The organism is Pseudomonas sp. DE0010 (assembly GCF_007680745.1).
Lineage (GTDB): Bacteria > Pseudomonadota > Gammaproteobacteria > Pseudomonadales > Pseudomonadaceae > Aquipseudomonas > Aquipseudomonas parafulva_B.
Genome location: NZ_VEJQ01000004.1, coordinates 191,001 through 215,687, shown reverse-complemented (window position 1 = coordinate 215,687; position 24,687 = coordinate 191,001). Strand labels below are relative to the sequence as shown.

General features: G+C 61.3%; 25 protein-coding genes and 1 tRNA gene. 20 read left to right on the top strand and 6 right to left on the bottom strand.

Translation table 11 applies throughout. The features are described from left to right. Positions 1 to 5: 5 nt before the first annotated feature. From cyoE to FS767_RS05130, 7 genes are all read left to right on the top strand, one after another. Positions 6 to 893 carry a heme o synthase gene (cyoE, locus tag FS767_RS05160; RefSeq protein ID WP_023533464.1) on the top strand — a complete coding sequence of 296 codons (888 nt, stop codon included), beginning with the start codon at positions 6 to 8 and terminating at the stop codon, positions 891 to 893. 307 nt (positions 894 to 1,200) lie between these two features. Beyond that, positions 1,201 to 2,409, top strand: coding sequence for an alanine transaminase (gene alaC, locus FS767_RS05155; RefSeq protein WP_144964448.1), 1,209 nt, complete (start codon positions 1,201 to 1,203; stop codon positions 2,407 to 2,409). A gap of 131 nt (positions 2,410 to 2,540) precedes the next feature. Then, complete coding sequence (locus FS767_RS05150; protein WP_144964447.1) at positions 2,541 to 3,668, top strand: hypothetical protein; 1,128 nt, start codon at positions 2,541 to 2,543, stop codon at positions 3,666 to 3,668. Between the two features lie 146 nt (positions 3,669 to 3,814). After that, on the top strand, positions 3,815 to 4,198 hold the full coding sequence (locus FS767_RS05145) for a YkgJ family cysteine cluster protein (protein WP_144964446.1): 384 nt from the start codon (positions 3,815 to 3,817) through the stop codon (positions 4,196 to 4,198). Between the two features lie 207 nt (positions 4,199 to 4,405). Further along, a complete protein-coding gene (locus FS767_RS05140) occupies positions 4,406 to 4,969 on the top strand; it encodes a GNAT family N-acetyltransferase (protein WP_058606020.1) in 564 nt (187 codons plus the stop codon). 79 nt (positions 4,970 to 5,048) lie between these two features. Further along, complete coding sequence (locus FS767_RS05135) at positions 5,049 to 5,588, top strand: hypothetical protein (RefSeq protein WP_144964445.1); 540 nt, start codon at positions 5,049 to 5,051, stop codon at positions 5,586 to 5,588. An 18-nt stretch (positions 5,589 to 5,606) separates the two neighbouring features. After that, positions 5,607 to 5,993: a lysozyme inhibitor LprI family protein gene (locus FS767_RS05130; protein WP_144964444.1), complete on the top strand. Its 387-nt coding sequence runs from the start codon at positions 5,607 to 5,609 to the stop codon at positions 5,991 to 5,993. 954 nt (positions 5,994 to 6,947) lie between these two features. On the opposite strand, the gene mnmH is transcribed toward FS767_RS05130, so the two are convergent. Together mnmH and selD are read right to left on the bottom strand one after the other, a co-directional pair. Then, positions 6,948 to 8,081 carry a tRNA 2-selenouridine(34) synthase MnmH gene (mnmH, locus tag FS767_RS05125; RefSeq protein ID WP_144964443.1) on the bottom strand — a complete coding sequence of 378 codons (1,134 nt, stop codon included), beginning with the start codon at positions 8,079 to 8,081 and terminating at the stop codon, positions 6,948 to 6,950. Beyond that, positions 8,081 to 9,115 (bottom strand): selenide, water dikinase SelD, encoded by a 1,035-nt coding sequence (gene selD, locus FS767_RS05120; RefSeq protein WP_144964442.1) that lies wholly within the window; start codon positions 9,113 to 9,115, stop codon positions 8,081 to 8,083. Before selD ends, mnmH begins: the two co-directional genes overlap by 1 nt. Positions 9,116 to 9,310: 195 nt before the next feature. Here selD and FS767_RS05115 point away from each other — a divergent pair, with 195 nt between their 5' ends. Genes FS767_RS05115 through phnE form a run of 4 tightly spaced genes read left to right on the top strand, consistent with a single transcriptional unit; the run spans position 9,311 to position 12,565 of the window. After that, on the top strand, positions 9,311 to 10,165 hold the full coding sequence (locus tag FS767_RS05115) for a putative selenate ABC transporter substrate-binding protein (RefSeq protein ID WP_144964441.1): 855 nt from the start codon (positions 9,311 to 9,313) through the stop codon (positions 10,163 to 10,165). A gap of 8 nt (positions 10,166 to 10,173) precedes the next feature. Next, positions 10,174 to 10,980, top strand: coding sequence for a phosphonate ABC transporter ATP-binding protein (locus FS767_RS05110; RefSeq protein WP_256674229.1), 807 nt, complete (start codon positions 10,174 to 10,176; stop codon positions 10,978 to 10,980). Further along, positions 10,974 to 11,801 carry an ABC transporter permease gene (locus FS767_RS05105; protein ID WP_144964440.1) on the top strand — a complete coding sequence of 276 codons (828 nt, stop codon included), beginning with the start codon at positions 10,974 to 10,976 and terminating at the stop codon, positions 11,799 to 11,801. Before FS767_RS05110 ends, FS767_RS05105 begins: the two co-directional genes overlap by 7 nt. Continuing rightward, positions 11,798 to 12,565 carry a phosphonate ABC transporter, permease protein PhnE gene (gene phnE / locus FS767_RS05100; RefSeq protein WP_144964439.1) on the top strand — a complete coding sequence of 256 codons (768 nt, stop codon included), beginning with the start codon at positions 11,798 to 11,800 and terminating at the stop codon, positions 12,563 to 12,565. The genes FS767_RS05105 and phnE overlap by 4 nt, the downstream gene beginning before the upstream one ends. Positions 12,566 to 12,598: 33 nt before the next feature. On the opposite strand, the gene FS767_RS05095 is transcribed toward phnE, so the two are convergent. Next, complete coding sequence (locus tag FS767_RS05095; protein WP_144964438.1) at positions 12,599 to 13,492, bottom strand: bestrophin family protein; 894 nt, start codon at positions 13,490 to 13,492, stop codon at positions 12,599 to 12,601. Between the two features lie 245 nt (positions 13,493 to 13,737). Between FS767_RS05095 and FS767_RS05090 the strand changes: the two genes are divergently transcribed. Then, positions 13,738 to 14,793 carry a diguanylate cyclase gene (locus FS767_RS05090; RefSeq protein ID WP_144964437.1) on the top strand — a complete coding sequence of 352 codons (1,056 nt, stop codon included), beginning with the start codon at positions 13,738 to 13,740 and terminating at the stop codon, positions 14,791 to 14,793. On the opposite strand, the gene FS767_RS05085 is transcribed toward FS767_RS05090, so the two are convergent. After that, entirely contained in the window at positions 14,794 to 15,441 is a 648-nt protein-coding gene (locus FS767_RS05085) for a trypsin-like peptidase domain-containing protein (RefSeq protein ID WP_144964466.1), read from the bottom strand. A gap of 279 nt (positions 15,442 to 15,720) precedes the next feature. Then, positions 15,721 to 15,805 (bottom strand) — tRNA-Leu (locus FS767_RS05080). 105 nt (positions 15,806 to 15,910) lie between these two features. Between FS767_RS05080 and queA the strand changes: the two genes are divergently transcribed. From queA to FS767_RS05050, 6 genes are all read left to right on the top strand, one after another. Then, positions 15,911 to 16,960 carry a tRNA preQ1(34) S-adenosylmethionine ribosyltransferase-isomerase QueA gene (gene queA / locus FS767_RS05075; protein ID WP_144964436.1) on the top strand — a complete coding sequence of 350 codons (1,050 nt, stop codon included), beginning with the start codon at positions 15,911 to 15,913 and terminating at the stop codon, positions 16,958 to 16,960. A gap of 14 nt (positions 16,961 to 16,974) precedes the next feature. Next, on the top strand, positions 16,975 to 18,090 hold the full coding sequence (gene tgt / locus FS767_RS05070; RefSeq protein ID WP_167339778.1) for a tRNA guanosine(34) transglycosylase Tgt: 1,116 nt from the start codon (positions 16,975 to 16,977) through the stop codon (positions 18,088 to 18,090). A gap of 44 nt (positions 18,091 to 18,134) precedes the next feature. Further along, complete coding sequence (gene yajC / locus FS767_RS05065; RefSeq protein ID WP_023533309.1) at positions 18,135 to 18,470, top strand: preprotein translocase subunit YajC; 336 nt, start codon at positions 18,135 to 18,137, stop codon at positions 18,468 to 18,470. Between the two features lie 65 nt (positions 18,471 to 18,535). Further along, a complete protein-coding gene (gene secD, locus FS767_RS05060) occupies positions 18,536 to 20,398 on the top strand; it encodes a protein translocase subunit SecD (protein ID WP_144964434.1) in 1,863 nt (620 codons plus the stop codon). Between the two features lie 10 nt (positions 20,399 to 20,408). Beyond that, a complete protein-coding gene (secF, locus tag FS767_RS05055; protein WP_058637451.1) occupies positions 20,409 to 21,317 on the top strand; it encodes a protein translocase subunit SecF in 909 nt (302 codons plus the stop codon). Positions 21,318 to 21,435: 118 nt separating this feature from the next. Next, a complete protein-coding gene (locus FS767_RS05050; protein WP_128610202.1) occupies positions 21,436 to 21,978 on the top strand; it encodes a glycine zipper 2TM domain-containing protein in 543 nt (180 codons plus the stop codon). A gap of 102 nt (positions 21,979 to 22,080) precedes the next feature. Here the strand turns inward: FS767_RS05050 and suhB are convergent, their stop codons facing one another. Further along, positions 22,081 to 22,899: an inositol-phosphate phosphatase gene (suhB, locus tag FS767_RS05045; RefSeq protein ID WP_144964433.1), complete on the bottom strand. Its 819-nt coding sequence runs from the start codon at positions 22,897 to 22,899 to the stop codon at positions 22,081 to 22,083. A 150-nt stretch (positions 22,900 to 23,049) separates the two neighbouring features. Between suhB and trmJ the strand changes: the two genes are divergently transcribed. Together trmJ and cysE are read left to right on the top strand one after the other, a co-directional pair. Beyond that, a complete protein-coding gene (gene trmJ, locus FS767_RS05040; RefSeq protein WP_144964432.1) occupies positions 23,050 to 23,805 on the top strand; it encodes a tRNA (cytosine(32)/uridine(32)-2'-O)-methyltransferase TrmJ in 756 nt (251 codons plus the stop codon). A gap of 3 nt (positions 23,806 to 23,808) precedes the next feature. After that, positions 23,809 to 24,594: a serine O-acetyltransferase gene (cysE, locus tag FS767_RS05035; protein WP_023533458.1), complete on the top strand. Its 786-nt coding sequence runs from the start codon at positions 23,809 to 23,811 to the stop codon at positions 24,592 to 24,594. The last annotated feature ends 93 nt before the right edge of the window (positions 24,595 to 24,687 follow it).

Sequence of the window (24,687 nt, the reverse complement as noted above, 5' to 3'; positions counted from 1 at the left end):
ACTGCATGTCCGTTAAGCACTTTATCCAAATCACCAAACCGGGGATCATTTTCGGTAACGTGCTTTCCGTGGCAGGCGGTTTCTTCCTTGCCGCGAAGGGCCATGTGGACTTCGCCCTGCTGCTGGCAGTGGTTGTTGGTACCTCCCTGGTGGTGGCGTCCGGTTGTGCATTCAACAACTGCATCGACCGCGACATCGACCAGAAAATGGAGCGCACCAAGAACCGCGTGATGGTACAGGGTGGCATGTCACTGCCCCTCGCGCTGATCTATGCCACCCTGCTTGGGGTGGCGGGTTTCAGCTTGCTCTACGTCCAGGCCAACCCCTTGTCCGCGTACTGCGCACTGATCGGCTTCGTGGTCTATGTGGGCTTCTACAGCCTGTGGCTCAAGCGTAAATCCGTGCACGGCACCTTGGTCGGCAGCCTGTCCGGTGCCATGCCGCCTGTCATTGGTTATTGCGCTGTCAGCAATAGCTTCGACCTGGCGGCGGTGACCCTGCTAGTGATGTTCAGCCTGTGGCAGATGCCGCACAGCTTTGCCATCGCCATCTTCCGCTTCAAGGACTACAGTGCCGCAAACATTCCGGTATTGCCGGTGGCGCGCGGCATCCTGGCTGCGAAAAAGCAGATCGTGCTGTATGTGCTGGCATTCGTGCTTGCGACCTTGATGCTCACCCTCGGCGGTTACGCCGGCCTCGGCTACATGGCCGTGGCAGCTGCCATGGGCCTTTACTGGCTGTACATGGCATGGGGTGGCTACAAGGCCGAAGATGACAGCAAGTGGGCACGCAAAGTGTTTGGCTTTTCCATCCTTACCGTCATGGCCTTGAGCCTGATGATGGGTGTGGACAGCCAGACGGCTGCTGACGTGCTGATGACCTACGCACGCTGAAACCACGCCTGCTTCACGAAAACCCCGGCCTGTGTGCCGGGGTTTTTTTATGCCTGTGCGGGGCCTGTCGCGTGTCAGCCAGCACGCATGCTCTGTACTGATAGCCTTTTTGCAACAGGCTTGACCGCGATGTTGTAAAGGCTGCTGCGTATGCTCACATAACAAAAAATAACCCTGAATAGATATAAAAAAACAGCAAATAGACCTTTACAGGTGACTACTTTCGGCACTATCTTCTGAGTCAGGCCGCCTCATGCGGCCAGCGTCGCTCGGACGGTTCCGGGCGCTTACGTCCTCAGAGGAAACCATGGCCAATCCAGGTTTGCCGCGCCGCTTTGCGCGCATCGATCGTCTCCCGCCCTACGTCTTCAACATCACTGCCGAGCTCAAGATGGCTGCCCGCCGCCGTGGCGAGGACATCATCGACCTGAGCATGGGTAACCCCGATGGCGCCACGCCGCCGCATATCGTCGAGAAGCTGGTGCAAGTCGCTCAGCGCGAGGATACCCATGGCTATTCCACATCCCGCGGCATTCCGCGCCTGCGTCGCGCTATCTCGAACTGGTACAAGGAGCGCTACGAGGTCGACATCGACCCTGAAGAAGAGGCTATCGTCACCATTGGCTCGAAAGAGGGCCTGGCACACCTGATGCTGGCCACCCTGGATCAAGGCGATACGGTACTGGTGCCCAACCCCAGCTACCCGATTCATATCTACGGCGCTGTGATCGCCGGGGCCCAGGTGCGTTCTGTTCCGCTTGTGCCGGGCGTGGACTTCTTCAACGAGCTTGAGCGGGCCATTCGCGAGTCCATCCCCAAGCCCAAGATGATGATTCTCGGCTTCCCGTCCAACCCAACCGCCCAGTGCGTGGAGCTGGACTTCTTCGAGCGCGTGGTGGCATTGGCCAAGCAATATGGCGTGCTGGTGGTGCACGACCTGGCGTATGCCGACATCGTCTACGACGGCTGGAAAGCGCCGTCTATCATGCAGGTTCCTGGCGCCAAGGACATTGCGGTGGAGTTCTTCACCTTGTCCAAGAGCTACAACATGGCCGGCTGGCGGATCGGCTTCATGGTCGGTAACCCCGAACTGGTCAACGCCCTGGCGCGCATCAAGAGTTACCACGATTACGGTACATTCACGCCTTTGCAGGTGGCTGCCATTGCAGCGCTGGAAGGGGATCAGCAGTGCGTACGGGATATTGCCGAGCAGTACCGTCAGCGTCGCAATTTGCTGGTCAAGGGCTTGCACGAGCTGGGCTGGATGGTCGAGAACCCCAAGGCGTCCATGTACGTCTGGGCCAAGATCCCGCCTGAGTACGCACACCTGGGTTCGCTCGAGTTTTCCAAAAAGCTCCTCGCCGAGGCCAAGGTGTGTGTTTCGCCAGGTATCGGCTTTGGCGACTATGGTGACGACCATGTGCGGTTTGCCTTGATCGAAAACCAGGATCGGATTCGTCAGGCCATTCGCGGTATCCGCCAGATGTTCCGGACTGACGGGCTGGCGCGCAAGTAACCTTTGACGGCCTGCCGTTGGAATTCCCGGCGGCAGGTGCGCAGCGCACGATGGCAGGACGGACTTCCGTATGTTCCCTATCGTGCTAACTGACTACCTTCGGCACTCATTTCTCGCACGATGACAGTGACATGAGTGTTTTTACCGCCTATTTCTGTGGGACAGGTTCCCATCGCTTCGACGACACCAACACCAATTTCTGGAATGGCGAACTGGTTTCGACCCTGGCCAGCCATGACCAGGGCCGCGAGTTTGCCCACTGGGTCGCTGTCGACGGTCCGGGCAGCGGCAATCTTCAGGACGACAGCCTGTTCGTCGATCCCGGCGGTTATTACAACTGGACAGGGCAATTGTTTGGCCGCGGCTGGGAAGAAAACGTCAGCCATGTGCTTCAGATCATCAAAGGGCAAAGCCGCTGGCAGCGCACCAAACTGAGCGAGGCCGAATATAGGCGGCTCAAAGATGCCGGCGTCCCTGTGCCGGAAGTGGCTTCGACCGCTTCGTGGTTCTGGAGAACCTATGACTACGGTGACCGCCAACCCACGCCGCAGGCGCTACAGGAACGCATCATTCACCTGTTTCGTAAGCCGCTTGTGCCTACACAGGTCAACCTGGTCGGCTGGAGCCGCGGCGGCATCAGCTGCCACATGCTGGCCAATGCCATGGCCAAGGACCCTGAGCTGTGCGATGTCCCGGTCAATATTTTTACCATTGACCCGGTTCCAGGCATTGGCAATGTACAGCCAGAGCGCGTGATGCTGTCGGCCAATGTACGTGAGTACGTAGGGTTCTACTCCCGTGACGAACGTTCCAAAGGGTTCGCCTGTGTGGTGCCAGACGTGCAACCCGGTACCCGGATAAGCGTGTTTCCCATGCCGGGTCGGCACGCGACGCTGGTGGGGAACGCGTCGGTTGACGGTGCTGGCAGCGGCCAAGTGCTGGTCGAGCCGGGCTTGGTGGTCAGGCACTACGCCGAAGTGTGCCTCAGGCGCTGGGGTGTCGAATTGGCCAAGTGCCTGGACTTGAGTGACGGACAAGTGATGGCCTATCACAAGGCAATGGCGGACCGTGAAGACCAGTACCAAGCAATGCGTCGCGAGTCCTACACCGTCGTGACCGAAGGGAGCCGTGACGACAGGCTATTACATCAAGGCACACGGCAAACGACCTTCAGCCATGTACGCGGCGATCCCTATTACCCAGCTGCAGGTCTTGGTCTGACGCAGTGCGATGGCGATACCTATAAAGCGTTGCGCTAACTTGATCCGAGGGGGAAGAGAGCGTCTGGTGACAGTCAATCGCCTGCAGTTATTTTTTTCTGTCCCTCTATTCAATCACCCCCGCTTGGCCCGAGAATGGCTGCTCGGGCCAGCCCCGATCTCAACCACCTTCCTTCCGTGCAATCATGTCCGAATATAACCCTTGCCTTGACTGCGGCGCTTGCTGCGGGTATTTCCGTGTGTCCTTCTTCTGGGGTGAATGCCAGTCCTCCGGCGGTGTGGTGCCTGACGATCTGGTGGTACAGGTGAGTCCGTCTCGGGTGGCCATGATTGGCACCGACGCCAAGCCCTGCCGTTGCACCAGCCTTCAGGGCGAGGTGGGGCAAGGCGTTGCCTGCACCATCTACGCCAACCGTTCCAGCACCTGCCGCGAGTTCGAGGCGTCGTGGGAGGGGGGCGTACACAATCCACGCTGTGATACCGCCCGGGCCGCCTACGGTCTACCGCCATTGACTCCGCCTGGGGCCAATGAGCCGCATTGGCCCGATGATGGGGCTGAGGTCGCCTAAGTCGGCATGTAGGGGTTCGCTTATGAGCATCCTTCACCTGAGTCCATGACATGGAAGTCGGGCATAGTCGCAATCTTTGACAAGGCAGAGACGCGCATCTGAGCGTCCTGACTGGCGACTGTGCACCGCCGTGGAGTTTTGCAATGCCTGAACGCCGCGCTTGACGCTAAACTGTCATCTTACCCAGCAATGGACAGGTGAGCCGGCGTGACCCCACCCCGAAGTTTCCCGAGTGATCTGTGTCTCGATAGCCCGCGCCTTTACCTGCGCCCCATGCGCCACGCCGATGCGGCAAAGTGGTTGGCGATCATGGCCGACCCGGAAGTCATGCGGTACTGGCACCACGCGCCCTGGCAGAGTCTGGCTGAAGCCCAGAGCGCACTGGCAGCTGATCGTGAGGCGTATGCCAATGGTGAGCAACTCAAGCTTGGCATGTATCGCCGGGACAACGGCGAGCTGATTGGCATGGTTCAACTGTTCAACATCGACGACACCTCCCGGCGAGGTGAGATCGGCTATTGCCTGGCCAGCGCCGTGCAGGGAAGGGGGTATATGGATGAAGCATTGACGTGCTTTATCGACTACATCGCCAACACCCTGCACATGCGCCGCCTGGAAGGCGAGATCGACCCTCGCAACCAAGGCTCGGCGCGTACGTTGGAGCGCCAGGGGTTTGTGCTGGAGGGCACCCTGCGGGCACGCTGGTGCGTAGGCGGTGAGCTTTCCGACTCGGGCATCTACGGGCTGCTGCTCGAACCGCCGGTGGCTTGAAAGACTGCGAACACCCAGTTTGGAAGCGGGGGATGACATGGGTTATGGTCATCCCCTGTACCGTCCTTCCAGGTGTCCTTTGCCCGCTTTTTATCTCTGCATCACGCTCCTGCTTTACTTGGTCGCTTTGTGCTTCGATGGCGCCTCGATGAGCGATGGCCACCACATGCCCGCCCTGCAGATGTTGCTGTACGGGCCTTGGGGCGTACCCTTCGGCCTGAACCAGTGGTTCGCCAATCCGTTGCTCGCCCTGGCCATTCTGGCGCATCGGCGCTTTCGCCGCTTGGCCCTGCTGCTAGGGCTTTGTGCTCTGTATCTGGCGGCATCCAGTTTGGGTATCGACCGCCTGCCGGACAATCAGAGTTATGAGTTTCACGACCTGACAGGTTTGGCGGCAGGGTTCTATGTGTGGGTGGCAGCCATGCTGGTATTTTGCCTTGGTCAGGGCTGGTACTGTTTGAAAGCGCGCCAGGCCGCTGATATGCCTGGGTGGAATTGGGCGGACGTTACCCTGATTGCGGCATTGGCCGTGACGTTGTATGCCGCCACGCAGATGCCGTCGTTGCGCTTCGAGCCGAGCAGGGTATTGATGCCGCCGGAGCAGCCTCAGACGCTTTGACACTCAAGGAGAGTTTGCATGATCAAGCACTACCTGGCGGGGCTGGCATTGGCGTGCTGCACGCCGCTGGCCATGGCCGACGATCCGTCGCCCGCTTATGCCCGTTGCATGGACGATGCCTCCAGTACCCTGGCCATGGGTGAATGTCTCAAGGCCGAGACGCAGGTACAGGACCAGCGCCTGAACCGCGTCTACAAGCAGCTGATGGGTAAACTGTCGGCGGATCAGCAAAAGAGTCTGCGTGATGTGCAGCGCAAATGGCTGGTCTATCGGGATGGCAACTGCCAGTTTCATCGCAAGGCCAGCGGCGGCACAATGGCGCAGCTGGAGGGCGGGACCTGCCTGATGGACATGACCCGAGAGCGGGCGGCGGAACTTGAGCGGGTTATGGAACCGCAGCGGTGATGAGTTCTAAACTTGCCACGGTATATATCTTCTGTAGGATGGAGCGTGCAGCGGCTCCAAGCGTTGAGGCAGTGCGCTAATGACTGGGGCCGCTGCGCGGCCCATCGCGGCGCAAGGTCGCTCCTACATAGAACTGTGTAGTATTCAAAGGATTTGCAGGCGTCAACTCATCTATTGAATTTATATATTGCAGTTGCAGCTGCAGTTGCTTCTAAGCGCGCGGTAGTCCAAGCGCCGCAAATCGCGACTTCAGGAGGCCGAGCGCAGGGCTTGCGGAGGGAGGTGACAGGCATGGATGCCTGTCAAGCGCTGGGCCCCAGGATGGGGCCTGCAGCGCGGTCCTCCCGGGAGCAAGCCCGGAGCGAGGGAACCCCGGAGCGCAGCGCAGGGGCCGGATGATAGGAGCAGGCGGTTTTTGCTCACTTTTTGACAAGACAAAAAGTGAGCCGCCGTAAGGGCGGAAAGGTGACTGTGCGCCACCCGCGCCAATGAATACCAACTTGCTTTGCGCGCCCACGCTTTGAAGTTTGAAGTTTGAAGTTTGAAGTTTGAAGTTTGAAGTTTGAAGTTTAATTGCGTTGGTTTGGGTGTTGAAAGAGAGCATAGTCCATTGGCGATGGCGACGCTTAGTCACCTTTTCGCCCTTACGGCGAGTCACTTTTTGTCAAACGCGACAAAAAGTAACCAAAAAACGCTGCGCTCCATTCATACGGCCCCTACGCTGCGCTTCGGGGTTCCCTCACTCCGGTCTTGCTCCCGGGAGGACCGCGCTGTAGGCCCCATCCTGGGGCCCAGCGCTTGACAGGCATCCATGCCTGTCACCTCCCTCCGCAAGACCTGCGTTCGGCCTTCTGAAGTCGCGAAGATCAAGATCAAGATCAAGATCAAGATCAAGATCAAGATCAAGATCAAGATCAAGATCAAGAGATGAGTAGGGCCGAGAGCTGAGAGTTGCTAACCTAATCGGGCTGCTTGACTCAATCCTATCCCTCGCCGCGCGCGTTGCTCCAGATACTCCCGCACCTGCACAGCATCCCCAACAAACTCGATCCGCTCGGCCTTCGCCTCACGCTGATAGGCATACATCGGGTCGTAGTACTCGTTGAGCAACCCCTCGATCCAGCCTCGGTGCAGGTCCACGCAGCCACTACGCAATTGCTCTCCCAAGGCCTGCTCGAGCAGCGCCGTGAGCCGCTGATGGCGCTCACCGCCCAGGCGCTTGCGGATGTTGGCCATGCTCTGAAACATGCGCTGCGCGAACAATTGCTGCCCGGCTTGCTCGCCATGCAGGGCGATGAACTCGGCACTGAGGTCGATGACATAGTCGCGCAGGATGCGCTCGACCCGGCCATCGAAACTGTCCTCCAGCCACACCAGCGGGTAGTGCTGCATGCCCTGATACAAAGACAAAGGCACCGTGCAACTGCCAACGATGCGGCCTTCATCCTCCAGCACGAACTGGCCAATGCCTTGCGCGCGCTTTTTCAGCACATCGATGGCCAGCTGGTTCTCGAAGTCAATCTGAGCCGGTTGCCCGGTGGCGCGTTTGCCAAAGCTCGACCCGCGATGATTGGCATGGCCTTCAAGGTCCAGTACGTTGCCCAGCTGTTGCAGCACATCGGTCTTGCCAGTACCGGTCAAGCCGCCAACCAACACGAAATCGCACTCGCTTACGGCCTGCTCCGTGGTCTCGAGCAGGTAGTTGCGCATCGCCTTGTAGCCCCCGGTGATACGCGGGTAGCGAATACCGGCTTCATCGCGCAACCACCCTTGGACGATCTGCGAGCGCAGGCCACCACGAAAGCAATACAGATAGCCTTCCGGGTGAGCCTGGGTGAATGCCACCCACGCCTCCAGACGAGCCTGCTTGCTGGCGCCGCCCACCAGTTGATGACCCAGGGCGATGGCGGCAGCCTGCCCCTGCTGCTTGTAACAGGTGCCAACCTTCTGCCGTTCCACATCGTTCATCAGGGGCAGGTTGACCACGCCGGGAAAGGCGCCCTTGGCAAACTCGACGGGCGCACGCATGTCCATCATCGGTACATCATCGAGAAACAACTGGCGGAAATCGGTGCAGTCGGGCCGCATCAGACGACCTCGACTGCGTGGCGCTGTCGCTCCGCCAGGTAGCCGATAGGCGACAGCTGCAAGCCCAGCTCAGCGGCTGCCGCGAGAAATGCGTCCTCACCTTCCGGGGTTACGGCCACCAGCAGCCCACCGCTGGTCTGCGGATCGCACAGCAAGTGCTTCTGATCGTCACTGAGCGCGCCTAGCTTGTGCCCGTAGCTCTCGAAGTTGCGCAGCGTCCCCCCTGGAATGCAGCCGGCGGCGAGGTAGTGCTCGACACTCGGCAGGCGGGGCACCTTGGCGTAGTCCAGGTGTGCGGTCAGGCCGCTGCCTTCTGCAAGCTCAACCAGATGGCCGAGCAGGCCGAACCCGGTGACGTCCGTCATGGCCTTGACCCCGTCGAGCTTACCAAAGCGGCTGCCTGGTGTGTTCAGGGTACACATCCAGTCGCGCGCCACGCCTCGATCCTGCTCGCGCAGCACGGCTTTCTTCTCGGCGGTGGTGAGGATACCGATGCCCAGGGGCTTGGTCAGATACAAGCGGCAGCCCGCCGTGGCGGTGTCGTTGCGCTTGAGATGGCGCTTGTTGACCACGCCGGTCACCGCCAGGCCGAAAATCGGCTCGGGTGCATCGATGGAATGACCACCGGCAAGCGGGATACCGGCTTCGGCGCATACCGCCCGGCCACCGCGGATCACCTCACGGGCAACCTCTGGTGCCAGGACGTTGACGGGCCAGCCCAGGATGGCAATGGCCATCAGGGGATCACCGCCCATGGCGTAGATATCGCTGATGGCGTTGGTTGCCGCGATGCGGCCGAAATCGTAGGGGTCATCGACGATGGGCATGAAGAAGTCGGTGGTCGACACCACACCGCGCTCCTCGTCCAGGGCATACACGGCGGCATCGTCACGCGACGCATTGCCGACCCAGAGCTTCGGGTCCAGGGCCTGGGCACCGCTTTCGGCCAGGATGACGTCCAGCACCTTGGGGGATATCTTGCAGCCACAGCCGGCACCGTGGCTGTACTGGGTCAGGCGAATCGGCTCGCTCATGTGTACCTCGGCAGGTCAATTTATTGCGCGATTGTAGCAAAGCTGGTCATTGGGCCTGCGGCTCTTATAATCGTCGGGTCAATGACTCGCATCGAGCTGCAACCTGCACGTCGGCAAGGCAGCCCACCTGCACTGCCTGTTATTGCGCGCAGCCTCGAACTCACCCCATTCCCCGCTATTGAACCGGAGAAACCCATGCTCAAACGTCCCTTGGCGCTCGCCGCCAGCCTCGTGCTGTCCTGCTGTGCCCTGGCCGTCCAGGCCGCAGAGACACTGCGTGTCAGCGCCATTCCCGACGAAGCGCCCACCGAACTGCAACGCAAGTTCAAACCCTTGGGCGAATACTTGTCCAAGCAGTTGGGCATGCAAGTGAAGTTTGTGCCGGTGACTGACTACCCGGCCGTGGTCGAGTCGCTGGCCTCCGACCGGCTGGACATGGCGTGGCTGGGCGGGTTCACGTTCGTGCAGGTGCACCTGAAGGACCCGACTGCCACGCCGCTGGTGCAGCGCGAGCAGGACGCCCAATTCACCTCCAAGTTCATCACTGCCAACCCTGCAGTAAAAAGCCTGGCGGACCTCAAGGGCAAGTCCTTCGCCTTCGGGTCAATTTCTTCCACGTCCGGTAGCTTGATGCCACGCTATTTCATGCTCAAGCAGGACAACATCAAACCTGAAGGGTACTTCAGCCGCGTAGCCTATTCCGGTGCCCACGACGCCACCGTGGCCTGGGTACAGGCTGGCAAGGTCGATGCCGGTGTGCTCAACGCCAGCGTCTGGCAGAAACTGGTGGACGCCGGCAAGGTCGATACCGCCAAGGTGCGCGTGTTCGCCACGACCCCGACCTATTTCGACTACAACTGGACGGTGCGTGGCAACATGGACCCGGCCCTCAAGGAGAAGATCAAGCAGGCCTTCCTGAACCTTGACCCCGCCGATCCAGAACAGAAAGCCATTCTCGACCTGCAGGCAGCCAGCCGCTTCATCGAAACCAAGCCGGAAAACTACGCGGGCACCGAGCAAGCCGCCCGCGAGGCTGGCTTGCTCAAGTGACGTCTGCCGTGCCTTCTGAGGCAGTCATCGCGCTGCAAGGCGCAAGCTTGCGGCATGGCGCGGTGCGCGCCCTGGAGGGCGTGACCTTGCGCATCGCGCAGGCTGAGCGCGTCGCCATCATCGGCCCATCGGGGGCGGGCAAGTCCAGCTTGCTGCACCTGATGGCCACGGCGACCAGGCCGAGCAGCGGCCGTCTGGAGGTGCTCGGGCAGCAGCCATGGGCGTTGTCGGCAGGGGCCCGGCAACGCCTGCGGGCCCAGGTAGGTCTGGTTCACCAGGCGCCGCCACTGCCGCCGCGCCAGCGGGTGGTCACTGCCGTGCTGGCGGGCCGTCTAGGCCGGTGGGGGCTTGGTCGCAGCCTGCTCAACCTGCTGTATCCCTGCGATGTGCCTGGTGCGCGCCAGGCCTTGGCCGAACTGGGGCTAGCAGACAAGCTGTTCGTGCAGTGCGGTCAACTGTCCGGTGGCCAGCTTCAGCGGGTGGGTATTGCGCGGGTGCTGTATCAGCAGCCTCGTATCATGCTCGCCGACGAGCCTGTGTCGGCGATGGACCCGGTATTGGCCGATCACAGCCTGACGCTGCTTAACCGGCATGCCCAGGCCACTGGCGTGGCGCTGGTAGCCAGCCTGCATGCGGTCGAATTGGCTCTGGCCCACTTTCCCCGGGTGATCGGCATACGCGAAGGGCAGGTGCTGTTTGATTGCCCAGCCGAGGCTGTGACCGAAGAGCTGCTGCAGGCGCTGTATGCCAACGAGCAGCTGCTGGCCAAGCACGGCGTTAATGCAAGCCCCCACGTGCAGTTGCCCAGATGCTGAACGCCAGTCAACGTGATCCGGCAATGATGCCAAGGATACTGATCGGGTTGCTGGCCATTGCGGTCCTGTGGCCGGGCATTCAATTGAGCGAGCTGAACCCGGCCGTGCTGTTGCAGGCCGAAAACCGCGAGCAGATGGCGAGTTTCACGGGTGCATTCTGGCCACCTGCACATGAGCGCGACTTTCTCGAGCTATTGCTTGAGGCCACCCTGCAAACCTTGGCTGTGGCCACAGCCGGCATGGCGCTAGCCTGGCTGCTGGCCGTGCCGGCAGGGTTGCTGGCCAGCCGCGCCTTGTCCCTGAGCGCTGCCTCACGTAGCGGGCGCCCGGGAGCCTTGTCGCGCCTAGTGCGGCTGCCCGTACGGGGCGTGCTGATCTTCCTGCGCAGCGTGCCTGAGATCGTCTGGGCACTGTTGTTCGTGCGCGCCGTAGGCCTCGGGCCCACGGCCGGGGTGCTGGCAATCGCCATTACCTACAGCGGCATGCTGGGCAAGGTGTATGCGGAAATCTTCGAATCGGTGGACCAGCGGCCTGCCCACGCCTTGTTGCAGGCGGGCAGTGGGCGGCTGGCCGCCTTTTTCTACGGCATCCTTCCCAATGCCGTCAGCGAAGCGGTGTCCTACACGGTATACCGGTGGGAATGTGCAGTACGGGCATCGGTGGTGATGGGGTTCGTGGGGGCCGGCGGGCTGGGTCAGCAGATCGACCTGTCCATGCGCATGTTCGCTGGCGCCGAGGTAGCGAGCATGTTGTTGACGTTCCTGGCCCTGGTGATGCTTGCCGATGGGCTCAGCCGCCTATTGCGCGGGAGGCTTGCATGAATCGGCTGATCAACCTGGCCCTGTTGGCCGCGCTGCTGGCAGCCATCGTCGCTTCGTTCGCCTATTTGGGGTTGGATTTCGGGGCGTTGATCGGCAATGGTGGGCTGGCCCAGATGGGTGAGTATGCCGGACGGTTCCTGACCCCGGACCTGTCCAGCGAGCATCTGCGTGCGGTGGCGCATGGCGCGTTGGAAACCCTGGCCATGTCCGGTATCGGCACGTTGCTGGCCGTCGTCATGGGCCTGTTGCTGGCGCTGCCGGCGGCGGGCCGGTTTGGCTGGCCGTTGCAGGGGCTGGCCCGGTTGCTGCTCAATGCGCTGCGCGCCATTCCGGAGCTGGTGTGGGCCGCGCTGACGGTGCTGGCAGCTGGACTTGGGCCAAACGCTGGCACCCTGGCGTTGGCGCTGCACACCGCCGGCGTACTGGGGCGTCTGTTTGCCGAGGCGCTGGAAAATGCCTCGCCTGAGCCTGCCGCAGCCATTCGCCTGCAAGGCGCGGGGCAGGTCGCAGCATTCTGCTACGGTACCTTGCCTAACCTGTGGCCGCAGTTGCTGGCCTATAGCTTGTACCGTTGGGAAAACAATATACGCATGGCCAGTGTGCTGGGCTTTGTGGGGGCTGGAGGCTTGGGGCAGATGCTCTATACCACCTTGAGTCTGTTTCAGGAGGCCCAGGCCAGTACGGTGATCATCGGGATGCTGGTGCTGGTGTTCCTGGTCGATGCGCTCAGTGATGTACTGCGCCAGCGTTTCGTAAGGGCCTGATCAGGCCAGCGGCCCTGCGGCCGCTGCCTGTTCTCAAGCGCTCACGGCCTCGGCCGATTGCGCCCCGCGCTGCATCGATTCCAGGTTGCGCTCGATCGTCTCGCAGATGGTATCCATCTGTATCTGGTGTTCGCTGAAGCGGAATGGGCTCTGCAGGTCGGTACCGATGCGCTCGATTGCCAGCAGCATGAAGCCTACAACCGTGGAGGCCAGGGGCGTGAACCATTCCAGCGACTCCACCAGGCCGACCGGTACGATCAGGCAGAACAGCGTGATGAACAACCGGGGGAAATAGACATAAGGGTAGGGCAGTGGCGTATTGGCGATTCGCTCCATGCCCCCTTGTGCATTGGACAAGTCCACCAGCGTGGACTCAAGGCGAGCCAAGCGGATGCTGTCCAGCCGGCCCTCCTGATATTCCCTGGCCAGTAACGTGGCCGAACCACTCAAGATGTCATTGGCAAAATTGTTGGAGCCGTGGTGCCGCTCAAATTCTGCCTCAGGGATAAACGCCACCAGCTCCTGCGGGCATTTCTCCCCTTTCAGGTGCGCCGCCAGGCAGTTGATGTAGGCGATGTGCCGACGCAGCAGGGTCGCCTTGACCGGATTGAGCCCATCGTCGGGGTCATCGATCAGGGTCAGCGTCTGGCGGGCAAAGCTGCGGGAACTGTTGACCAGGGCACCCCACAAGGTACGTGCTTCCCACCAGCGGTTGTAGGCGCTGCTGTTGCGAAAGCTCACCAGCACGACCAGCGCCGAACCCATCAACGAAAGCGGGATCAAGGGCAGGGTGAACTTGCTGTTGAGAAACAGCATGAAATCAATGGTGACCAATACGTCCCAGATCAGCAGCCAGAACAGTGACCAACCGATGTAGCCGAAGGTTTTCACGACCAAGCGGTATTTGCGGATGATGACGTCTCTCAAATGGCGCACCTTAAGGGGTTCAGGACCTTGGATGGGACGTCGGCTCGCGCCGAAGGTTCTGCAGGAGGTTGTTGCAACGCATGTGGTGCTGACAGGTGCTGGCGTGACATCCGAATGGAGGGGTGCATTTCATCCAGACGCGTTTGCCGGCCTGATTTGGATGGTGGCACAATGCCTTGCCTCAGCATGCACATGCGTCGCAGTTGTACCGTGCACCTTCAGCCTTATCTTCTCGGTATCCCACCATGATCGAGCGCACCGGCACGGGCCTTTCCTTCGCCAAACGCATGTATGCCCCACGCGCCATCGGAACTGGCCTAGGCTTTTTTTGTGTGCTGATCGGCATCGCGCCATTGCAGCCAGGGGGGTGGGTGTGGGCGTTGCTACTGGCACACGGTTTTGTCTGGCCGCACCTGGCGTTTCAGATTGCTCGGGTATCGGCCCAGCCCTACAAGGCCGAGCAGCGCAACTTGGTGGTCGATGGATTCGCCGGGGGTTGCTGGGCGGGTGTCATGGGGCTCAATCCACTGCCCAGCGTGATCATCCTGTCGATGATCGCCATGGACAAGATCGCGGCAGGTGGCTGGCCCCTGTTCCTCAAAACGGTACTTGCCCAAGGCATCGGCATCGCCCTGGGCCTATGGCTGTTCGCGCCGCCGCTTTTTCCGGTCACCACGCAGGCGCAGATGCTGGCGTGCCTGCCGATCCTGCTGATCTACCCCATGGCCATCGGCATGATCTGCTATCAGGTGACCGTCCAATTGGGCCAGCATAAACGTGCACTGGCCCGCCTGAGCCAGACCGACAGCCTCACGGGCTTGAGCAATCACGGGGCTTGGCAGGAACTGCTACAGCGTGAGTTCGCTCGTTGCCGAGCCAGCGCCGGGAGCAGTTGCCTTGCCCTGATCGACGTCGACCACTTCAAGCAGGTCAATGACCGTCATGGCCATCAGGTGGGTGACAACATCCTGCGGGTGATCAGTGCCACGCTTTCCTTGCACCTGCGCAAGCAAGACCCTGCGGCGCGCTATGGAGGGGACGAATTCTGCGTGATGCTGCCCGATACGACGCCAGGGCAGGCCAGAGAAGTGCTAGAGCGGCTGCGCCTGGCCGTGGAGGCGTTCCGCGACCCAGCGCTGCCGCACCTCAACCTGAGCCTGAGCATCGGCATCGCCCCTTACCATGCAGGCATTACCGATGCCCAAGCCTGGCTGCATGCCGCCGATATGGCGTTGTATGCCGCCAAGCGCGCCGGGCGAAATTGCATCGTCCTGGCGCCCCAGGCCTCTGAGCCTGCCTGATCAGGGTTTTGCAGCAACGGCCACAAAGCCCTTGATCGATGTTGGGGCCTGGGGTTTGGACTTGCGCGCCAGCATGTACTGGTAGCGCCGCCATTCCTTGTCAATCTCGCTGAAGGACATGAACACGCTGACCCGGTCCTTGCCCACCAGGTCCGGTCGTCTGACGGCATCAATGCCGCTGGTGGGGATGATGGCGATGTTGATGCCTACCACGTTACCGTCATCGGCGAATACCGGGCCGCCAGACATCCCCTTGGTGATCGGCCCGTCGTGCACCGAATAGAACACGCTACCAGGGGTGCCATCGAGCCGGACCAGTGACGAGAGCGCATGGCCCTTACCCTGCATGGGCATCATCAAGCTGTTGTAGCCCACTGCTGTGACCGCTTCCCCGGGCACATATTGGCGCCAGTGCGGTATTTGGCTGGCTTTGTGCTTGAAGAACACCACATCGCCCAGGCCTTCATGGACCACGTTGCGCAGGAAAGGGGTGTGTTTGGCGGTGACTGCATAATCCGCGTTCCACTGGATGGCGCTTGCCATCAGCAGCATGGGCAGCGGCGCTCCGGACGTCACCACGAAAGCTTGACTGTAGACCGGGTCTGAAACGTAGGACGTTGGCACTCCATTGCACCCACTTAGCAGCATCATTGCCGCCATACAGGGCGCGGTTGTTTTCATTGATCACACGAGGGGGGGAGGGGTTGAGGGGAGCCGCACTATGGCTAAATGCCATCAGTTAGGCAACGCGTTCGGCTGTTATCCGACGAAGTGAGGGTAGGCGGGGGGGCTGGCCACTGGCCAATAGCATTGCTGCATGGTCAGGCACCAGCGAATCAATGGGCTGACGCCAGGCAAATGTGATGCACTGAGCGGTTTTCACGGCGCAAAAAAAAGCCGACCATCTAAGGTCGGCTTTTTCGGATTTGGTGCCCCGAGGGAGACTCGAACTCCCACTCCTTTCGAAAACGGATTTTGAATCCGCCGCGTCTACCAATTCCGCCATCAGGGCGTGGCGCGCAGTATAGAGAGGTGCCGTCGGTCGGTCAATCGTCTTTCATGGTCAATTTTCATTCCTTGGGCTAAACTTCCCGGCCCTGCCGAACCGAACATCATCATGCGCGTTGCCGATTTCTCCTTCGAACTTCCCGATTCCCTGATCGCCCGCCATCCGTTGGCCGAGCGCCATGGCAGCCGCCTGCTGGTGCTCGATGGGCCAAGCGGTGCCCTCGAGCACCGGCAATTCCCCGACCTGCTCGGCTACCTGCGCCCTGGCGACCTGATGGTGTTCAACAACACCCGGGTCATTCCGGCACGGCTGTTCGGCCAGAAGGCGTCCGGGGGCAAGCTTGAAATGCTGGTCGAGCGCGTGCTCGACAGCCATCGCGTGCTGGCTCACGTGCGGGCGAGCAAGGCGCCCAAGGTGGGCGCGGTCATTCTGGTGGACGGCGGTGGTGAAGCTGAAATGGTCGCGCGCCATGACACCTTGTTCGAGCTGCGTTTCACCGAAGAGGTGTTGCCGCTGCTCGACCGGGTTGGTCACATGCCGCTGCCGCCCTACATCGATCGCCCTGACGAAGGCGCCGACCGGGAGCGCTACCAGACGGTCTACGCCGAAAAGGCAGGTGCTGTCGCCGCCCCCACGGCGGGCCTGCATTTCGACGAAGCGCTGCTCGAGCAGATCGCCGCCAAGGGGGTAGAGCAGGCGTTCGTTACCCTCCACGTGGGGGCCGGCACATTCCAGCCAGTGCGGGTCGACAAGATCGAAGACCACCACATGCATAAGGAATGGCTCGAAGTGGGCCAGGCTGTGGTCGATGCCATCGAGGCCTGCCGCGCCCGTGGCGGGCGTGTGATCGCCGTGGGCACCACCAGTGTGCGGTCGCTCGAAAGCGCCGCCCGTGATGGCCAGCTCAAGCCCTTCAGCGGTGACACCGATATCTTCATCTACCCCGGTCGCCCGTTCCACGTGGTCGATGCGCTGGTCACCAACTTCCACCTGCCCGAGTCCACGCTGCTGATGCTGGTCTCGGCCTTCGCCGGTTACCCCGAGACCATGGCTGCCTACGCGGCGGCGGTCGAGCAGGGGTACCGCTTCTTCAGTTACGGTGATGCCATGTTCATCACCCGCAATCCGGCGCCTCGCGGCCCCGAGGAGCAAGCATGAGTCGCACCTGCCGAATGTCCTTCGAACTGCTGGCCACCGACGGCAAGGCCCGTCGTGGCCGCATCACCTTCCCCCGTGGCACGGTCGAAACCCCGGCGTTCATGCCGGTGGGCACCTACGGCACGGTCAAGGGCATGCTGCCCCGTGACATCGAGGCCATTGGCGCCGAGATGATCCTGGGCAACACCTTCCACCTGTGGCTGCGCCCAGGCACCGAGGTAATCAAGAAGCACAACGGCCTGCACGATTTCATGCAGTGGAAAGGCCCGATTCTTACCGATTCCGGTGGCTTCCAGGTCTTCAGCCTGGGCGCCATGCGCAAGATCAAGGAAGAAGGCGTGACCTTCGCCTCTCCCGTGGACGGCTCCAAGGTGTTCATGGGCCCGGAAGAATCCATGCAGGTGCAGCGTGACCTGGGCTCGGACGTGGTGATGATCTTCGACGAGTGCACCCCGTACCCTGCCGAGCACGACATCGCCCGTACCTCCATGGAGCTGTCGCTGCGCTGGGCCCAGCGCTCGAAGAACGCCCATGGCGACAACACCGCCGCGCTGTTCGGCATCGTTCAGGGCGGCATGTACCAGGACCTGCGCATGCGCTCGCTGGAGGGGCTCGAGAACATCGGCTTCGACGGACTGGCCATCGGCGGCCTGTCGGTGGGTGAGCCCAAGCACGAGATGATCAAGGTGCTGGACTACTTGCCAGGGCAAATGCCGGCTGACAAACCTCGTTACCTTATGGGGGTAGGCAAACCGGAGGATCTCGTTGAGGGTGTGCGCCGCGGCGTCGACATGTTCGACTGCGTGATGCCTACGCGCAATGCGCGCAACGGGCACCTGTTCGTCGACACGGGGGTGATCAAGATCCGCAACGCGTTCCATCGCCATGATGAATCGCCACTGGATCCGACCTGTGACTGCTACACCTGCAGCAACTTCTCCCGCGCCTATCTGCATCACCTGGACAAGTGCGGCGAAATGCTCAGCAGCATGTTGAATACCATCCATAACTTGCGCCATTACCAGCGCTTGATGGCCGGTTTACGCGAGGCTATTCAACAAGGTAAATTGGCCGCCTTCGTCGACGCCTTCTACGCCAAGCGCGGGCTTGTTGTACCGCCCTTGGACTGACTGTCTGCATCCATTATTAAAATATTTGCATTAGGAGTGCACCCATGAGCTTCTTGATCCCCGCCGCATACGCGGACGCTGCAGCCCCTGCCGCCGGCCCCGCCGGTACTGGTTTCGAGTGGATTTTCCTGGTTGGTTTCCTGGTCATCTTCTACCTGATGATCTGGCGTCCACAGGCCAAGCGCGCCAAAGAGCAGAAGAACCTGCTGGGCAACTTGCAAAAAGGTGACGAAGTTGTCACCAACGGCGGTATTGCCGGCAAGATCGTCAAAGTGGCCGATGATTTCGTGGTGCTGGAAGTGTCCGACACTGTCGAGCTGAAGTTCCAGAAGGGCGCCATTGCCGCGACCCTGCCAAAAGGTACGCTCAAGGCTATCTGAGTTACCGGTTTCATTTTTTCCAGTCGGGGCGCGCAACGCGCCCCGCGTCTTGAACGGGCGGCGTGATGCTGAACAAATACCCTCTGTGGAAATACGCACTGATCCTGCTGGTACTGGCGATCGGTTTCATTTATTCCGCTCCCAACCTCTACCCGGATGACCCGGCCGTGCAGATCAGCGGTGCCAGTTCGGCGCTGCAGGTCAACCAGGCCGATCTCGATCGCGTCAGCAAGGCGCTGGTCGATGCAAACATCCCAGTCAAAGGCGTAAGCCTGGGTGAGAAGGGCAGTGGCCTGATTCGTCTGACCAATCAGGAAGACCAGCTGCCCGCCAAGGATGTGGTGCGCAAGGCGCTGGGCGATGACTATGTCGTGGCGCTGAACTTGGCACAAACCACCCCGCAGTGGTTGCGCAACCTGGGTGCCAGCCCCATGAAGCTGGGCCTGGACCTGTCCGGTGGCGTGCACTTCCTGCTGGAAGTGGACATGGACAAGGCCATGAGCGCCCGCATGAAAGTCTATGAAGGCGAGGTCAAGACCTTGCTGCGCAAGGAGCGGGTCCGCTACCGCAGCCTGCCGCAGCAGGACGGCGGCATCATGCTCGGCTTTGCTGACAACGCTACACGCGAACAGGCACGCGCCCTGATCCGCAAGAATTTCAACGATTTCGACCTGACCACCACCGAGCGCAACGACCTCGCCGTGCTGCGTCTGGCGCTGTCTCAGGCGAAAGTGGCCGAGATTCGCGAATACTCGATCAAGCAGAACCTCACCACCGTGCGCAACCGTGTCAACGAGCTGGGCGTCGCCGAGCCGCTGGTGCAGCGCCAGGGCGCCAACCGCATCGTGGTCGAGCTGCCAGGTGTGCAGGACACCGCCGAAGCCAAGCGTATCCTGGGCAAGACGGCTAACCTGGAGTTCCGTTTCGGTGCCGAGCCGGGCGCGTCCAAAGCCACCACCGAAGTGTTCGAGTTCCGTGAGGGGGGGCGTTCGGCGCCCGTCGAGCGTGGCCTGATCATCACCGGTGACCAGGTGACCGACGCCCAGGCCAGCTTCGATGAGCATGGCCGCCCGCAGGTGAACATTCGCCTGGACGGGCATGGCGGCGAACTGATGAGCCGCGCGACGCGTAGCAACGTCGGTCGCAGCATGGCGGTGATCTTCATCGAGCAGAAGCCTGTCACCCGCTACGAGAAGCAGACCGTCAATGGCGTCGAAAAGGACGTTGCGGTCCAGAGCTTCCAGGAAGAGAAGAAGATCATCAGCCTGGCGACCATCCAGTCGCCGCTGGGTAGCCAGTTCCGTATCACGGGGCTGAACGGTCAGGGCGAATCGTCCGAGCTGGCCCTGCTGCTGCGTGCCGGCGGCCTGGCTGCACCGATGTACTTTGCCGAAGAGCGTACCATCGGCCCAAGCCTGGGTGCTGACAACATTACCAAGGGTGTCCACGCCTCGCTGTGGGGCATGCTGTTCGTCTCGCTGTTCATCATCGCGATCTACCGAGCCTTCGGTGTGCTGGCCACGATCGCCCTTGCCGGCAACATGGTGTTGCTGCTGGCGTTGATGTCCTTGTTGGGCGCTACGCTGACATTGCCAGGCATCGCGGGCATCGTGCTCACCATGGGCATGGCGGTGGATGCCAACGTGCTTATCTTCTCGCGGATCCGTGAAGAGTTGGCTGCGGGCATGTCGGTTCAGCGCGCCATTCATGAAGGTTTCAACCGCGCCTATTCGGCCATCGTCGATGCCAACCTGACTACCCTGCTCGTGGGCGGCATCCTGTTCGCCATGGGCACCGGGCCGGTAAAAGGCTTTGCGGTCACCATGTCCCTCGGGATTTTCACGTCGATGTTCACTGCTGTGATGGTCACCCGTGCCTTGGTCAACCTGACCTGTGGCGGGCGTGACATCAAGAAGCTGTGGGTTTGAGGGAGCTGCGATGAAAACCATCAATTTCATGGGCGTACGCAATGTCGCCTTCGGCGTCACCGTACTGCTCACCGTGCTGGCCCTGTTCAGCTGGTGGCAAAAGGGCCTGAACTTTGGCCTGGACTTCACCGGCGGCACGTTGATCGAGCTGACCTACGAGCGCCCGGCCGATCTCAAGGCGGTGCGGGCCGAGCTGGTCGAGTCGGGTTTCCACGAGGCGGTGGTGCAGAGCTTCGGTGCCACCACCGACCTGCTCGTGCGCATGCCGGGTGACGACCCGCAGCTGGGCAACAAGGTAGCCGCGGCCCTGCAGAAGGCAGGCGGTGACAACCCTGCCACCGTCAAGCGTGTCGAGTTCGTCGGCCCGCAGGTGGGTGAAGAGCTGCGTGACCAGGGCGGCATGGGCATGCTCCTGGCGCTGGGTGGCATCCTTATCTACCTGGCGTTCCGCTTCCAGTGGAAATTCGCTGTGGGGGCCATCATCTCGCTGATCCACGACGTGATCGTGACCCTGGGCATTCTGTCGTTCTTCCAGATCACCTTCGACCTGACGGTGCTGGCGGCGGTGCTGGCCATTATCGGCTACTCGCTCAACGACACCATTGTCGTGTTCGACCGGGTGCGCGAGAACTTCCGGGTCATGCGCAAGGCGTCTCTGATCGAAAACATCAACGTCTCCACCACCCAGACGTTGCTGCGTACCGTGGCGACTTCGGTGTCCACCTTGCTGGCCATTGCCGCCTTGCTGTTCTTCGGCGGTGACAACCTGTTTGGCTTCTCGCTGGCACTGTTCATCGGCGTCATGGCCGGTACCTACTCGTCGATCTATATCGCCAACGTGGTGCTGATCTGGCTCAACCTGAACAGCGAAGACCTGATTCCGCCGGCCAAGACCGAGGGTGTGGACGACCGTCCATGACCCACTGACGCTCCGCTTGGCGGACGACAGGGCGCGAGTGTTGAACTCGCGCCCTTTTTTTTGCTCCAAGGCAAGGAGAAAGCGGGCCAAGTCCCGTATGTATGATCAGGAGGTTCACGTGAATAAATCAATGCTGGTGGGTGCGGTGCTAGGTGCTGTCGGTGTCACTGCCGGAGGTGCTGTGGCGACCTACAGCTTGGTGAACAAAGGGCCTGAGTATGCTCAGGTCACCGACGTGCAGCCGATCAAGCAGCAGGTCAAGACCCCGCGCGAAGTGTGCAAGGACGTGACCGTTACTCGCCAGGCGCCGGTCAAGGATCAGCATCAGATCGCCGGCACCGTGGTCGGCGCGCTGGCCGGTGGCCTTTTGGGCAACCAGATCGGCGGCGGCACCGGCAAGAAAATCGCGACCGTGGCCGGTGCTGTGGGTGGTGGTTATGCGGGCAACAAGGTGCAGGAGGGCATGCAGCAGCGTGATACCTACACCACGACCCAGACCCGCTGCAACACGGTCAATGACGTCAGTGAAAAAGTGGTGGGCTACAACGTCAAGTACACCATCGGCGATCAGGTCGGCCAGGTGAAAATGAACCGTGAGCCAGGGTCTACCATTCCAGTGGACAAGAATGGCAAGCTGATTCTCAGCGACGCGGGTCAGTGATCTTGCTGCCGGCTTTGGCCCTGTGCCGGGGCCACTGATGCATGGCTGGCAGGCATAAAAAAAGCACCCCGAGGGGTGCTTTTGTTTTCCTGCGTCAAATGTTCAACGCTTCATGCTTTCTGGCAGGTGCGGTTGGATGGCAGTCAGTACTGCCTTGAAGCACTTGATGTTGCCGGCGACGATGTGGCCTTTGTCGAGGAAGTCATGGCCGCCATTGAAGTCGCTCACCAGGCCGCCCGCTTCTTGAATCAGGAGCACGCCTGCGGCCATGTCCCATTCGGAAAGGCCCGACTCCCAGAATGCATCGAAACGGCCTGCGGCAACATAGGCCAGGTCAAGGCTCGCTGAGCCAGCGCGGCGAATGCCGGCGGTCTGGCCGATCAGGCTACGGAACATGCCCAGGTAGTTGTCCAGGTCGGCCATCTGGTTGTCCCGGAACGGGAAGCCGGTGCCCAGCAGGGCACCGTCCAGGCTGGTACGCGAGCTGACGCGCACGCGGCGACCATTGAGCTGGGCGCCACGGCCACGGCTGGCGGTGAATTCTTCCTGGCGAACCGGGTCGACGATCACGGCGTGTTCGAGGCGGCCACGGTACTTGCAGGCGATGCTGACGGCGAAGTGCGGAATGCCGCGCAGGAAGTTGGTGGTCCCGTCCAGCGGGTCGATGACCCACAGGTAGTCCTTGCCTTCTTCGCCGGAGCCGGCGTGCAGGCCGGTTTCCTCGCCCAGGATGGAGTGGTTCGGGTAGGCCTTGCGCAGAGCATTGACGATGCTCTGCTCGGCGGCGCGATCGACTTCGGAAACGTAGTCCTTGGCCTCTTTCTCATCGACCTTGATGCTATCCAGGCGTTCGATGGAGCGGAAGATCAGTTCACTGGCGCTGCGAGCGGCGCGCAGGGCGATATTCAGCATAGGCTGCATGGGCGGGTCACCTGGAGATGTTAAAGAAGAAAGCCGAACATTCTATCAGAAAAACAGGGCGGCAGAAGTGCGCATTCGCGTGCGTGGCGTTACGCCTGTCGGTTCTGTAAGATTCCAGGCCCTGATTTCCGCCACTGTGAGCACGAGACCTTGCTGCAGAATATTCGTGTCGTGCTGGTCAATACCAGCCACCCCGGCAATATCGGCGGCGCTGCGCGCGCCATGAAGAACATGGGCTTGTCGCGTCTGGTGCTGGTGCAGCCCAGGCAGTTTCCTGCCGAAGAGGCCAGTGCTCGCGCTTCCGGCGCGGACGATGTGCTCAATGACGCCGTCGTTGTCGACAGCCTGGAGCAGGCGTTGGTCGGCTGCAACCTGGTGATGGGTACTAGCGCACGCGAGCGCAGCATCCCATGGCCGCTCATCGGCCCTCGGGAGTGCGGCGACAAGGCAGTGCAGCACGCCGCCGGGGGCGAGCAGATCGCCCTGGTGTTCGGGCGCGAGCATGCCGGGCTAACCAACGAAGAGCTGCAGCGATGTCACTTCCATGTGCATATTCCGTCCAACCCGGACTTCAGTTCGCTGAACCTGGCTGCAGCCGTTCAGGTGCTTGCCTATGAAGTGCGCATGGCCAGCCTTGCGACCGACCGCTCGCCGGCCCAGGTCGAGAAGCCCGATGCCGACGCCTTGGCGACGATGGATGAGATGGAGCTGTTCTACGACCACCTGGAGAAAACCCTGGTTGGCATTGGTTTCCTTGACCCCGAAAAGCCCAAGCACCTGATGCCGCGTCTTCGCCGGCTATATGGTCGGGTGGCAGTGGAGCGCACGGAAATGAGCATTTTGCGCGGCATTCTTACCGAGACCCAGAAAGTGGTCCGGGGTGAGCCGCATAAACGGAAGGACTGACAGATGCTGGAACGTCTGCGTGAAGATATTCAAAGTGTATTCCACCGTGACCCGGCGGCGCGCAACGCTTTCGAGGTGCTGACCTGCTACCCTGGCATGCATGCCATCTGGCTGCACCGGTTGGGCAATGCCCTGTGGCGGCGGGATTTCAAGTGGCTGGCACGCTTGGTGTCCAACTTCGGTCGCTGGCTGACCGGTATCGAGATTCACCCGGGCGCCACCATCGGTCGGCGGTTCTTCATCGACCACGGCATGGGCATCGTCATTGGCGAAACCGCCGAGATTGGTGACGACGTCACGCTCTACCAAGGCGTAACGCTGGGCGGTACCAGCTGGAATAAAGGCAAGCGCCACCCAACGCTCGAAGACGGCGTGGTGGTCGGGGCAGGGGCGAAGGTGCTGGGGCCATTCACCGTGGGTGCGGGGGCCAAGATCGGTTCCAACGCGGTCGTGACCAAGGCCGTGCCCGCCGGTGCGACGGCTGTCGGCATCCCCGGGCGCATCATCGTCAAGGACGAGCAGGGCGATGTCGAGGCGCGGCGCAAGGCCATGGCCGAGAAAATCGGTTTCGATGCCTATGGGGTCAGTGGCGATATGCCTGACCCGGTCGCCCGCGCCATTGGCCAGATGCTCGATCACCTGCAGGCCGTCGATGAGCGCCTGGAGGGTATGTGCGGGGCGCTCACGCGAATGGGCAGCGATTACTGTGCCAAGGAGCTTCCTGCGCTGCCAGAAGATGACTTCACCGAACAGGCGCAGTTGGCCAAGCGCGACATCCAGCCGCATTGATACCGCCGCGCCAGGCGCGGTGTCTGGCTCAGGGGCGTGTGTTATCGCCCCCGTGTCTGCTACAATCGCGGCCGCCTCCCCTCATGCAAACCC

Coding starts and splice junctions, on each gene's coding strand:
- secD (WP_144964434.1), top strand. CDS start 18,536: ATGCTGAACAAATACCCTCTGTGGAAATACGCACTGATCCTGCTGGTA.
- FS767_RS05105 (WP_144964440.1), top strand. CDS start 10,974: ATGCTGAACGCCAGTCAACGTGATCCGGCAATGATGCCAAGGATACTG.
- FS767_RS05150 (WP_144964447.1), top strand. CDS start 2,541: ATGAGTGTTTTTACCGCCTATTTCTGTGGGACAGGTTCCCATCGCTTC.
- FS767_RS05085 (WP_144964466.1), bottom strand. CDS start 15,441: ATGCTGCTAAGTGGGTGCAATGGAGTGCCAACGTCCTACGTTTCAGAC.
- suhB (WP_144964433.1), bottom strand. CDS start 22,899: ATGCAGCCTATGCTGAATATCGCCCTGCGCGCCGCTCGCAGCGCCAGT.
- phnE (WP_144964439.1), top strand. CDS start 11,798: ATGAATCGGCTGATCAACCTGGCCCTGTTGGCCGCGCTGCTGGCAGCC.
- FS767_RS05090 (WP_144964437.1), top strand. CDS start 13,738: ATGATCGAGCGCACCGGCACGGGCCTTTCCTTCGCCAAACGCATGTAT.
- tgt (WP_167339778.1), top strand. CDS start 16,975: ATGTCCTTCGAACTGCTGGCCACCGACGGCAAGGCCCGTCGTGGCCGC.
- secF (WP_058637451.1), top strand. CDS start 20,409: ATGAAAACCATCAATTTCATGGGCGTACGCAATGTCGCCTTCGGCGTC.
- alaC (WP_144964448.1), top strand. CDS start 1,201: ATGGCCAATCCAGGTTTGCCGCGCCGCTTTGCGCGCATCGATCGTCTC.
- cyoE (WP_023533464.1), top strand. CDS start 6: ATGTCCGTTAAGCACTTTATCCAAATCACCAAACCGGGGATCATTTTC.
- queA (WP_144964436.1), top strand. CDS start 15,911: ATGCGCGTTGCCGATTTCTCCTTCGAACTTCCCGATTCCCTGATCGCC.
- FS767_RS05115 (WP_144964441.1), top strand. CDS start 9,311: ATGCTCAAACGTCCCTTGGCGCTCGCCGCCAGCCTCGTGCTGTCCTGC.
- selD (WP_144964442.1), bottom strand. CDS start 9,115: ATGAGCGAGCCGATTCGCCTGACCCAGTACAGCCACGGTGCCGGCTGT.
- yajC (WP_023533309.1), top strand. CDS start 18,135: ATGAGCTTCTTGATCCCCGCCGCATACGCGGACGCTGCAGCCCCTGCC.
- cysE (WP_023533458.1), top strand. CDS start 23,809: ATGCTGGAACGTCTGCGTGAAGATATTCAAAGTGTATTCCACCGTGAC.
- mnmH (WP_144964443.1), bottom strand. CDS start 8,081: ATGCGGCCCGACTGCACCGATTTCCGCCAGTTGTTTCTCGATGATGTA.
- FS767_RS05145 (WP_144964446.1), top strand. CDS start 3,815: ATGTCCGAATATAACCCTTGCCTTGACTGCGGCGCTTGCTGCGGGTAT.
- FS767_RS05130 (WP_144964444.1), top strand. CDS start 5,607: ATGATCAAGCACTACCTGGCGGGGCTGGCATTGGCGTGCTGCACGCCG.